We start from the raw sequence: 11,730 nt of genomic DNA on the forward strand, positions 1-11,730 counted from the left end.
TTATTTTTCAAAATGCTATATGAGTAGTAATAAATTAATTAGCATGACATTTTAACATTAAGTTGTTTAGAAATGGAGTTTGATATGAAGCGTAAGAAAAGTGTGATTCCCGGTTTCGGGTTATCTTTTGGGATTGTTATGGCAATACTTGGACTTATTGTTATTATTCCGTTATGCTCGCTTGTATTCTTTTCGCTTAAACTGTCACCGCATGATTTTCTAGTGACAGTGACAAGACCGAGAGTCCTGGCGAGTTATAAGGTGAGCATTTTGACGGCATTGACTGCATCATTGATAAATGCTGTGATGGGAATGATTATCGCATGGGTTCTTGTGAGGTATGATTTTCCTGGCAAAAAGATTATGGATGGAATTATCGAGATGCCTTTTGCATTGCCTACAGCCGTTGCGGGTATTGCACTTACGCATCTTACAATACCTGAGGGCTGGGTAGGACAGATTTTTTCAAAAATCGGAGTTAAAATTGCATATACACGGATTGGAATTACTGTGGCTCTTGTTTTTATAGGAATTCCATTTGTGGTAAGAAGTGTTCAGCCAGTGCTTGAAAAGGTGGAAAAGGAGTATGAGGAGGCGGCAGCGATGTTTGGTGCTTCCCGTACCCGTATCTTTTTTAGTGTGATATTTCCTGAAATACGCCCTGCACTTATAGCAGGTTTTACAATGGCTTTTGCAAGATGTATAGGTGAGTATGGAAGTGTTGTTTTTATTGCCGGAAATACTCCATACAAAACAGAGATAGCACCGCTTATGATAATGGCTAAACTTCAGGAGTTTGACTATGCGAGTGCAACATCTATCGCACTTGTCATGCTGTTTATATCATTTATAATTCTTTTTATAAACGCATTGATACAAAGTCATACATCAAAAATCGTAAGTGGAATTGATTAGTACAGCGAACAAATAATAAATTTATGTTCAATGTACCAGGGATTTGATTTTCATGGAGGTGAAGATATTGGAGATAAGAAATAACAAAGGTTTTGTTAAATGGCTTCTGATTGGAGTCAGCATCGTATTTTTAATTGTAATGCTTGTACTTCCGCTGGTATATGTCATTTATACAGCATTGAGGGAGGGGTGGAAAGTTTTTGTTTCATCGGTTACGGATGAATATGCAGTTAAATCAATTTTCCTTACCGTAAAGGTTACTGTGATAACAGTTATCATAAATTCAGTGTTTGGAATTTTTGCGGCATGGCTTATAACACGCTTTAAGTTTCGTGGCAAAAAACTTATATCGACTTTAATAGATCTGCCGCTTACTATTTCTCCAATAATCGCCGGTCTTATATTTGTACTTACATTTGGCAGGCAGAGTGCGATATATCCTTTCCTTGAAAAATGGGGTATTCAGATAATATTTGCAGTTCCCGGAATAGTCCTTGCGACAATATTTGTCACATTTCCTTTTATATCAAGAGAAATCATACCTGTTTTGACGGTTAAGGGGACAGACGAGGAGGAAGCCGCCGCACTTATGGGAGCAAACGGATTTCAGATTTTTACCCAGATAACATTTCCACATATCAGATGGGCGTTTTTATATGGAGTTGTACTCTGCTCGGCAAGAGCAATGGGAGAATTTGGAGCAGTTTCCGTGTTGTCAGGACATTTGAGGGGGATTACAAATACAATGCCGCTTTACATAGAACTTTTGTATCAGGCATTTGACTTTACGGGAGCGTTTGCAATGTCGGCTATCCTTGTGGTGATGGCACTTGTAATTCTCGTTTTAAAGAACATTTTTGAAAAAAGTATGGAATAGGTGGCTGCTAAACTCATTGTAGGCTGTGTTAATTGCACAATTTAATAATAGATAATGATAGTTTCACAAATTTCTAAATAGTCAGTAGTATGAAAGAAGTGAGGTATAAGTATGCAGGACAATAAGAAAGCGTATGTCGAGCTTAAGCATATAAATAAGACATTTAACGATTATAAGGCATCTGATGATGTTAGTTTTTCAGTTGAAAAGGGAAAACTTATAGGTCTTTTAGGACCGAGTGGGAGTGGAAAGACAACGATTTTAAGAATTCTGGCAGGTCTTGAAAATGCGGATTCAGGAGAGATTTATATTGATGGAAAACAGGTAAATAATATTCCGGCAAGTAAGAGAGAAATCGGTTTTGTATTTCAGAATTATGCTTTATTTAGGTATAAAACTGTGTATGACAATATAGCATTTGGTCTTAAAATACAGAAGAAAAGCAGAGCAGAGATAAAAGAGCGTGTATATGAACTTATTGAACTTGTCGGTTTGAGAGGATTTGAAAAGAGATACCCGACACAGCTTTCAGGAGGTCAGAGACAGCGTGTCGCATTTGCGAGGGCACTTGCAACGCAGCCGCATCTTCTTCTGCTTGACGAACCATTTGCGGCTATTGATGCAAAAGTCCGCAAGGAATTAAGGTCATGGCTTAGGGAACTCATAAACAGGGTAGGGATAACAAGTATTTTTGTAACGCATGACCAGGATGAAGCAATAGAGGTGGCAGACCAGATTATTGTGACAAATAAGGGAAGAATAGAGCAGGTAGGGACACCGGTGGAGGTTTACGGCAATCCTAAAACTCCGTTCATGGCTCAGTTTTTGGGTGAACCTGTTTTGATAAAAGATTATGTTTCATTTAATGGTTTTCATAGTGCTTCAGACGGAAAAACGGCTGTTATAAGACCTGAATTTATTACGGTCAGAAAGAAGAATGAATTTAATCCGTATCCTGTCACGACAGAGGAGGGAGTGGTAGAGGGGGTTTCATTCCGTGGAAACGGACTTGAACTTAGGATAAGAGTTCACAACGAGATTGTAATCGCAAACAGACCTATAGGTCAGGAACTTATTGAGGAGGGCGAGAGTGTAAATCTGTTTTTACATAAGATATATCTTGTTGATGATGACAAAGATGAGGTTGATGTGGTTGTGAATGAGGCAGTAAGGAATAATGAGAGTGTGGTGATATAAGAACAAGTGCACCACCTGTCATAGTAATGACAGGGAAGTGCTTATAAAATTCTATTGCTTTGTAAATTCACATAATAAAGTGGCTGTATTTTACAAAAATCTTTTCAAAAGGTGGTATTTAAGTGTTCCGTAAGGTGCATATCTGAGTGGTATGTCAAATTTACCGCTGCTTTTGACAATACTCTTTCTATGGCTGAATGTTTCAAAACTATATTTTCCATGATAGCCGCCGATACCGCTGTTTCCTACTCCGCCAAATGGGAGATTGTGGTTTGAGATGTGTATGACAACATCATTTATACAGCCCCCGCCATAAGATATTTCGTGTATTATCTTATTGGCGGTGGCTTTTTTCTTTGTAAATACATAGCAGGCGAGAGGTTTTTCTTTTGTTTTCAGGGTTTGTATCGCTTTGTCTAAACTGCGATAGCTTATTATCGGCAGAAGTGGTCCGAAGATTTCTTCCTGCATTACCGGTTTGTCAAAGTCTGTGTCAGGTAAAATTGCCGGAGAGATTTTTCGTTCAGTGTCATTGCAGATGCCGCCTATGACTTTTGTCTCTGATGCAAGCAGTTTTTTCAGGCGGTTATAATGGTGTCTGTTTATTATTTTTGGATAAGAGCTGTTAAATGCAGCGTTTTTGTAACGGTGTTTTATCTCTCTGAAAAGTTCTTTTATAAATGTATTTTTAACTTTTTCATGTATGAGTACATAATTTATGGAGATGCAGGTTTGTCCTGCATTTAAAAATTTGCCCCATGCTATTCGTTTGGCAGCAAGTTTAAGGTCAGCAGTTTCGTCTATTATACAAGGGCTTTTTCCACCGAGTTCAAGTGAAATCGGAGTAAGATTTTCACTTGCTTTTTTCATTATTTGTTTGCCCACAGCAGGACTTCCGGTGAAAAAGATATAGTCATATTTCTGATTAAGAACCGCATCGTAATCTATATCTGCGTCCGTGCAGTATATATAGCTATTGTTGAATGTACTGTTAATAATATCCTGAATTAAATCTGAGGTCATAAGACTGCTTTTTGAGCATTTTAAAATGGCACAGTTTCCTGCTGCAATCGCACCGACCAGAGGGCAGAGTGACAGATTGACAGGGTAGTTCCACGGTGCGAGGATAAGGACTATACCGTATGGCTCGCTGTAAATATAGTTTTTTGCAGGGAATGTACTTAAGGTACCCGCTGCGTGCATTGGTCTGCTCCATTTATCGATGTGGGAAAGTGCGGTATCTATTTCATGGTAGACCATTGCGATTTCTGACATATAGGACTCAGCCTTTGACTTTCCGAGGTCGTGATAAAGTGCTCTAAGTATTTTCTTTTCATTATGTTTTATTGCTTTTTTAAGTTTGCAAAGCATTTTTTTTCTGAATATAATGTCTTTTGTTTTGTTGCTGTTAAAAAAAGTACGCTGGGTGTTTATTATATTTTTGATATATTTGTTTGCCTGTTCCATAATATTCCTCATTTCTTATATCAATTTATGTGTTTATGAAATTAACACAACATATGATTAGTTTTGCAATTCACCAAATATAGTATTTGTCATGCTCTTTTTAAATATCCATTTTTATGGTATGTTATCATAATTGGATGTGCTTGTTTTTCTCTGAAATTTATTTTAACACAAATTTGGTTATAAAAAAAATTGTAACAGTTCAGCCTTTCATTTCTTACATTCATAAACCTGCCAGCGAGCTGTCAGTCGCTGCTTTGCAGCTTATGTTTACTCATTTCAGAAATGAAAGGCTATTCTACCATAAAAAGGTACTTAACAATACAATGAACAAGCTCATTGTATTGCCAATTATCTTTTTATGGCTGAACTGTTACAAAAAATTTAAAAAAAATCAAATTTCCTCTTGCATTTTTCAAACAATGTGTTATAATAGTTCTTGTCTTTGACGCGGGTGTAGTTCAATGGTAGAACACCAGCCTTCCAAGCTGGATACGTGGGTTCGATTCCCATCACCCGCTTTTTTTATGCCTTTGAACGGATAGTTATGAAATTGAATTAAACGGTAGATTTAATGTTATGAGTAAGCCGCAGAGCGTATTGCGGATATCTGCCTGGCTAAGAACGAAAAAGTATATTTCTGAGTATAAATAAAAGAGATATTGCACTGGAATTGTTGTTGATTACAGTGCAATATCTCTTTTTGTAATATGCCTTTTCTTTTTAGCATAAATTTTTTGTGATGTATATTTTTTTACAGTGTGCCTTTTTTACAATATACATTTTTAGTAATGTGCATCTATTTGTAATGTTAAAGTTTTATTGTTAATTCAGATATATATCCAGCTTCTTTGCTTTTGAATATAATTTCCTGCCGTTTACAATATTGTATGCCCTTATATACAGTATGATTGAGCCGTTTTTTCCTATATATATGTTTGTACTTGTTGTTTTATTGTTTTTGATATATCTGGTATCGTTGTCATCAGAGTATATTTCGTAGCCACTCACATCGGATGCTTTAGCCCAGGTTACCTTGACATATCTTTCATTTATATAAGCTTTGACTTTGACTTTTCTTACCTTTTTAGGAACAACACCTTTGCTTATAAATTTTAGCTTATATGTTTTTGCGGCTTTGTCGGCACAGGTGTTTGTAAATCCCTGTATTGATGTTACTTCACCCATTTTATCTGATATACCATGCATTTTAAATGAGATGAGTGATGTTGGTATCGAGATAAGTTTTGGTGTGACCTTTTCGTTTAAATATAAAGTTAATTTTCTTAAGTCAGATCCCTCAGGTATTGTTATTTTTGAGAGAGAATTACAGTTTATAAGTGAAAGTGTTTTATTATTTTCAATGTTCTTACTTATTTTTAATTCTTTAAGTTTGACGGCATTTTTAAAAGCTGTCTGATTTATAGATATTACGGTGCCTGGAAATGCATAGCTGCCTGTTCTCTGTGAAGGATAATCAAGCAGTTTTGTGAGGTGCTTGTTATACAAAACACCATTTTTGGCTGTGTAATATTTATTGAGTGAAGAAACGCTGTAACTCTTAATATCAGTAAGAAATTTTTTGTTGTTGTAAATAGTGTCGATATATTTCATCTTACTGCCGAGTGATATTTTCTTTATTTTGCCGGGAATTTCATAAATTATTGTCTTCTTAGAATCAGTGAGTGTGCCGCCATCAGAAGCATAAAAGGCTGTTCCGGTTGTGACAGATGTTGTCTTAAAATAAGATGCCCTGTTTTCTGATGGAATATTTGTGGAGTATGTCTGTTCTAAAAGTGTTACTGTTCCGGTTTTTGCTGTAGGATATATCAGCATACTGCAATTTGCCGCATTTGCTGCACTGTTCCAGTTTGAATTTGCATTTGAAGATACATAATTTTGAACATCATAATAGCAATATAATACATCATCATATGTAAAAAAGCGTTTGTTTGTTTCAGGAATGGTTATGGTTGTAAGTTTTTTCAAGTATGATGAATTTCCGGCGACATATTCAAGCTTTGCAGGAAGATGCATTGTATTTATTCCTGAATTTCTAAATTCATCCAGATATAAAATAGTAATATTATCTGAAAAGGTAATATTTTTCAATGATTCAGAGTTTGTGAAAGCATTGCTTGCAATTTTTTTCACAGTGTTTGGCATTTTATAATTTCCTGACTTGAGACAAGGAAATTTTTTGATTGTGGTTTTATTTTTATTGTATAAAATTCCGTCGGATGCAGAGAATTTTGTGCTGTCAGACGATACCTTAAATGTTTCAATGGAATTGTCAAAAGCAGTGTTTGAAATACTTTCAACATTGGCGGGAATTGTGATGTTTTTTAATGATGTGCAGCCGGAAAATGCCATGTATCCTATTATAGTGGTGTTTTTTCCAATGTAAACTGAACTGAGATTTTTACAATCAGCAAAGGTATGATCATATATTTTGTCAATATTGTCGGGCAGTTTTATTGATTTTAGGCTATTGCAGGCATAAAAGGCATAGTCATCGATTAATTCAAGTCCATTTGGGAGTTTCATAGTGTTTAAGCTGTTACAATTACTGAAAGCTTTGTATGCTATCGTTTCAAGTGTTGACGGAAGAACGACCTTTTTCAGATTTTCACATTCCTTAAAAGTTTCAGATTCTATTTTTGTAATGTTTTTTGGAATTGTCAATGACTCAAGGCTCTTACATTTTTTGAAAGCTTTATAGCCGAGTCTTTTAATGCTTGAGTTTAGTTTTATGTTTTTTAATGACAGGCAGTTATAAAATGTATATGGATGGATTTTTGTGACTTTTTTAGGAAGTGTGATGTTTGTGAGGGAACGGCATCCGTAAAAAGCACCTTCTCCTATGTTGGATACAGAGTCAGGAATGACTATTTCTGTCAGTTTGCGGGATTTTTTAAAAGCGTATTGGGAAATGGTCTTAACACCGGCAGGAATTGTGTATGTTCCGGATTTTTCCTGAGGAAATCTTATAAGTCTTTTGCCGTCTTTGGTAAATAATACACCGTCTACAGTCTTGAATAACGGATTGTCATTGTCAACCGTAAACTCGGTTATATGAGCATCGTCAAATGCATTCGCAGAGATGGCACTTATATTTTTGGAAATGTGAAAAGTTCCTTTGGTATTGCATGATGTCAAAATTCCATAATCATTGACATCTACAAATGGCTTTTTATTTGCTGCTTCAGTGTATATAGGGTTTATATTTGAAAATGCAGTCGATATGATAATTGTAACTGCTATGGCATTAGCGGTTAGTTTTTTTAATAAATTATTTTTTTTCATGGTATTCTACCTCCTTTTGTTTGCAGAAAAGGTCTGCTTTGCGGATAACAGACCTTTTCTGCATATATAAGTTTGTTCCCACACATATAATAACAGGAAAAAAAGTAAAATGTTGCAGATTAAATCATAAATAATATAATCTTAAGGAAAAATTAAAGAATATGGGGATAGAATAGGTGATTGCGAAACTAATAAATGAGGGGCGGAACTGTTACATCTCATCAGTATAAAGTTTAAATAATGCTTGTAATTTTTAGGAAAGATGAGTAGAATAGGTATATGAAGAATAAAGACGAGAGGATTTTCCTCTCGTCTTTTATAGCACAAAAAGATTTATTATATGTTATTTTTAAGGAGCTTATACAAATGAACAAAAGTGAGGTAAGAACAAAAAGTAAAGGAAATTCAGTTTATAAAAAGGCTATGACACTTGCTGTCCCAATGATGATACAAAACGGTATCACAAATGCGGTTGGTCTTGTCGACAACCTTATGGTTGGAAGTCTGGGTACTGAGAGTATGACAGCGGTATCTATTGTAGGTCAGCTTGTCTTTGTATTCTTTCTGGCGATATTTGGTGGCTTGTCAGGTCCCGGAATATATGGAGCGCAGTATTTCGGGCAGGGCAATAAAAAGGGGTATCAGAATGTATTCAGATTGAAAATCTGGATAACAGCAGCTATTACGCTCTGTGGACTTGCAGCTTTTATTTTTGCAGGAGACAAAATGATAGGTTTGTATCTGCATGGCAGTGACGGTGGGATAAATTCGGCTCAGACGCTTGATTTGGGACTTGATTATCTTCATATAATGCTTATCGGTCTTGTTCCATTTGCGTTTACACAGATTTATGCGGGAAGTTTAAGGGAGATGGGCGAAAGCATAAAACCAATGGTCGGAGGTATAGCATCGGTTGTTATTGATATAGTGTTTAATTATCTTCTTATATATGGAAAGTTTGGATTCCCGAGACTTGGCGTAGAGGGTGCGGCGATAGCGACTGTACTTGCAAGATTTGTTGAGATGTTTGTTGTCGTTATCTGGACACATTTAAGCATAAAAAAATACGAATTTTTACGAGGCGTATATAGGACACTTAAGATTTCGATAAGTGAAGTAAAGGTAATCATAATAAAGGGGCTTCCTATATTTTTAAATGAGTTTTTCTGGTCGGGAGGCATAGCAGCGATGACGCAGTGTTACTCAATTAAAGGGTTGCAAGTTATAGCGGGGATGAATATATCAAATGCCATATGTAATCTTTTGAATGTTGTTTTTATTGCAATGGGAAATGCGGTAGGGATTATATCAGGACAGTATCTTGGAGCATCAAAATTTGAGAAAGCAAAAAAGGCATCAAATAAACTTATGTGGTTCACCGCAGGAATATGCGTGTTCCTCACTGCTATACTGATTGCCGGCTCAGGATTTTTTCCAAAGCTTTACGATACCTCAGACGAGGTAAGGCATTTGGGACAGTGGTTTATCATAATAACTGCTTCATTCTTCCCACTGCAGGGATTTTTGAATGTGTTATACTTTACGCTTCGCTCAGGCGGAAAAACGGTAATCACATTTTTGTTTGACAGTATTTTTACATGGGTAGTGTCCGTGTCGCTTGCGTTTGTGCTGTGTAAATTTACAGCACTTCCGATACTTACGATTTATATAATAGTGCAGAGTGCGGATATAATAAAGGTTGTGCTTGGATATATTCTTGTGAAAAAAGGCGTGTGGATTACGAATTTGGTGGTGTAAGGAGGAAATTATGGGTAATCTGTTATACAGCATCCTTTTAGTCGAGGATGACAAAGAAATTATAAAAAATTTGACGGAGTTTTTAAATAACGAGGGCTTTGTAGTAAACAGTGTAACGGGGCAGAAAGATGCACTTTTATATGTTGATGAGCATATGCAGGATGTTGACATTGTGCTTCTTGATGTTTCGCTGGAGGATGGCAATGGTTTTGCTGTGTGTACGGCGATTAAGCAGAACACGGATATTCCGGTTATCTTTCTGACTGCTTCGGGTGATGAGTACAGTGTCGTTATGGGGCTTGATATGGGAGCTGATGATTATATCGGAAAGCCGTTCAGACCGAGAGAACTTGTATCAAGGATAAAAAGTGTTCTTAGAAGAAGCGGACGCATCTCAAATTTTATAGAACTTGCGGATGTGAAGATTGACACGACGGGCGGCAAGGTTACGAAAAGCGGCGAGGAGATTTTTCTTTCTGCTTTAGAATACAGACTTCTTCTGATTTTTGCCGCAAATAAAGGAAATGTATTGTCGAGAAATAAACTGTTAGAGGAGATATGGGATGCGTCAGGAGAGTTTGTGAATGATAATACGTTGACTGTTTATATAAAAAGGCTCAGGGAAAAGATTGAGAATGACCCTCAGAGACCAGAGATAATAAAGACAGTCAGAGGTATGGGATACAGGTGTCTGTAACAACAGATGATTGTGAAACTCACTATTTATTATATTTGAACAATTTAATTATAGCTTACAAGAGTTTCGCAAAAGTTTAATTGTAGAAGAAGTAGAAATGAGGGATAAAATGAATTTTTGGAGAAATGGTGAGGTTAAAAAGTGGGGATTTATAAATCTGCTTATTGTGGCAGCGGCTGTTGTTGTTACATATATTTTATCAGAGCGGAATGTGAAAGTGGCATTGGTCACATGTATAGCGGGGGTTGTGCAGTTTAGTCTGAATATATTTTTTACAAAAAGAAGATATGACAGACTTGCGGGCATAAGTGACAAAATAGATGCGATATTGCATGGGGATGAACATCTGTCATTTGAGCAGTATAGAGAGGGAGAGCTTTCTGTGCTTTCCGATGAGGTGGAAAAACTTGTGATAAAACTCAGGGAACAGACCGAAAGGCTTCAGAATGATAAAATATTTCTTGCAGACTCGATAGCGGATATTTCACACCAGATAAAGACGCCGCTCACTTCGATAAATCTTATCTTAAATTTTCTTCGTGAGGAAGATATTACATATGAGCGAAGAATTGCTCTTGTAAGGGAGTTAATGACACTTGCCGAAAAGATAAAATGGCAGATAACAGCTTTGCTTAGAATATCAAGGCTTGATGCAGGTATGGTCGATTTTGATATTGAAGATATTGAAATGAGCAGAGTTATTGATGAGGCATATTCACTTATAGAGATACCGCTTGATATAAGAGGTGTAAGCTTTGAGCGTTCATATCAGAAAAACTCAAAAGTGACAGCTGATAGAGAATGGCTTGTTGAGGCTTTGGGAAACATATTGAAAAACTGTATGGAGCATAGTTTTGAGGGAGGAAAGATTTTGGTAAGCTGTGAGGAAAATGCGTTATACAGCAGGATAGTCATAAGTGACAATGGAACGGGTATTGCAAAAGAGGATATGCCACATATATTTGAGAGATTTTATAAAGGAAAAAGTAAGAATAAGCCAGATAAACCTAAGAACAGCGGAGCGGTTTATGAGGATAACGGAAATTTAAGCGTAAGTTCTGAAATGGAATATAAAAGTGAAAGTGTAGGCATCGGACTTGCACTGTCAAGAAGTATTATAACGCAGTTTAACGGAACGATAAAGGTTACGAGCGAGGTAGGGCAGGGGACTTCATTTGATATAAGGTTTTATAAGGCAATAGTGTGAAAAATTAAAAAGGGTACTTGAAAGTTCAAGTACCCTGATGTATAATTTACTCAGAAAGCAAATCGGATGTGATATCCGATTTGCCCTCAGTATATTAGATGATTAAGAATAGCATCCTCAACTTTAGGCGGTCAGGGATGCTATTTTTTTTGCTATTATGATTGTCTATGTATGACAGAGCCGAGAAAATCACTAACAACAAAGTCAAGACTTCCATTGTATTCATATCAGGCAAATATTCGCAATCCGCTCTGTTATTTATTTCTAAAGTGACAATTTTGTCATTTAAAAGTCACCCTGTTGTAA

Annotated in this window: 8 protein-coding genes and 1 tRNA gene; 7 read left to right on the forward strand and 2 right to left on the reverse strand. The window is 36.3% G+C overall.

The window, feature by feature from the left end:
• Positions 1–84: 84 nt before the first annotated feature.
• From cysT to DW721_RS14590, 3 genes are all read left to right on the forward strand, one after another.
• Positions 85–915: a sulfate ABC transporter permease subunit CysT gene (cysT, locus tag DW721_RS14580; RefSeq protein WP_118746163.1), complete on the forward strand. Its 831-nt coding sequence runs from the start codon at positions 85–87 to the stop codon at positions 913–915.
• A gap of 52 nt (positions 916–967) precedes the next feature.
• Positions 968–1,792, forward strand: coding sequence for a sulfate ABC transporter permease subunit CysW (gene cysW / locus DW721_RS14585; RefSeq protein WP_055940499.1), 825 nt, complete (start codon positions 968–970; stop codon positions 1,790–1,792).
• A 111-nt stretch (positions 1,793–1,903) separates the two neighbouring features.
• A complete protein-coding gene (locus DW721_RS14590) occupies positions 1,904–2,989 on the forward strand; it encodes an ABC transporter ATP-binding protein (RefSeq protein ID WP_055940502.1) in 1,086 nt (361 codons plus the stop codon).
• A 90-nt stretch (positions 2,990–3,079) separates the two neighbouring features.
• Here the strand turns inward: DW721_RS14590 and DW721_RS14595 are convergent, their stop codons facing one another.
• Positions 3,080–4,456 (reverse strand): aldehyde dehydrogenase family protein, encoded by a 1,377-nt coding sequence (locus DW721_RS14595; RefSeq protein WP_118746164.1) that lies wholly within the window; start codon positions 4,454–4,456, stop codon positions 3,080–3,082.
• A 450-nt stretch (positions 4,457–4,906) separates the two neighbouring features.
• On the opposite strand from DW721_RS14595, the gene DW721_RS14600 reads away from it, so the two are divergent.
• Positions 4,907–4,977 (forward strand) — tRNA-Gly (locus DW721_RS14600).
• A gap of 304 nt (positions 4,978–5,281) precedes the next feature.
• On the opposite strand, the gene DW721_RS14605 is transcribed toward DW721_RS14600, so the two are convergent.
• On the reverse strand, positions 5,282–7,762 hold the full coding sequence (locus DW721_RS14605) for a leucine-rich repeat domain-containing protein (protein ID WP_118746165.1): 2,481 nt from the start codon (positions 7,760–7,762) through the stop codon (positions 5,282–5,284).
• A 366-nt stretch (positions 7,763–8,128) separates the two neighbouring features.
• Between DW721_RS14605 and DW721_RS14610 the strand changes: the two genes are divergently transcribed.
• From DW721_RS14610 to DW721_RS14620, 3 genes are all read left to right on the forward strand, one after another.
• Positions 8,129–9,520 carry an MATE family efflux transporter gene (locus DW721_RS14610; RefSeq protein WP_118746166.1) on the forward strand — a complete coding sequence of 464 codons (1,392 nt, stop codon included), beginning with the start codon at positions 8,129–8,131 and terminating at the stop codon, positions 9,518–9,520.
• Between the two features lie 10 nt (positions 9,521–9,530).
• Positions 9,531–10,217 (forward strand): response regulator transcription factor, encoded by a 687-nt coding sequence (locus DW721_RS14615; protein WP_055940514.1) that lies wholly within the window; start codon positions 9,531–9,533, stop codon positions 10,215–10,217.
• 109 nt (positions 10,218–10,326) lie between these two features.
• Entirely contained in the window at positions 10,327–11,424 is a 1,098-nt protein-coding gene (locus DW721_RS14620; RefSeq protein ID WP_182436342.1) for a HAMP domain-containing sensor histidine kinase, read from the forward strand.
• Positions 11,425–11,730: the final 306 nt, after the last annotated feature.

The sequence above is a fragment of the Clostridium sp. AM27-31LB genome, from assembly GCF_003480745.1.
Lineage (GTDB): Bacteria > Bacillota > Clostridia > Lachnospirales > Lachnospiraceae > Butyribacter > Butyribacter intestini.

Bases quoted from the DNA above. Each gene is read 5' to 3' on its own strand.
- DW721_RS14590 (WP_055940502.1), top strand. From the start codon at position 1,904: ATGCAGGACAATAAGAAAGCGTATGTCGAGCTTAAGCATATAAATAAG.
- cysT (WP_118746163.1), top strand. From the start codon at position 85: ATGAAGCGTAAGAAAAGTGTGATTCCCGGTTTCGGGTTATCTTTTGGG.
- cysW (WP_055940499.1), top strand. From the start codon at position 968: ATGGAGGTGAAGATATTGGAGATAAGAAATAACAAAGGTTTTGTTAAA.
- DW721_RS14620 (WP_182436342.1), top strand. From the start codon at position 10,327: ATGAATTTTTGGAGAAATGGTGAGGTTAAAAAGTGGGGATTTATAAAT.
- DW721_RS14595 (WP_118746164.1), bottom strand. From the start codon at position 4,456: ATGGAACAGGCAAACAAATATATCAAAAATATAATAAACACCCAGCGT.
- DW721_RS14605 (WP_118746165.1), bottom strand. From the start codon at position 7,762: ATGAAAAAAAATAATTTATTAAAAAAACTAACCGCTAATGCCATAGCA.
- DW721_RS14615 (WP_055940514.1), top strand. From the start codon at position 9,531: ATGGGTAATCTGTTATACAGCATCCTTTTAGTCGAGGATGACAAAGAA.
- DW721_RS14610 (WP_118746166.1), top strand. From the start codon at position 8,129: ATGAACAAAAGTGAGGTAAGAACAAAAAGTAAAGGAAATTCAGTTTAT.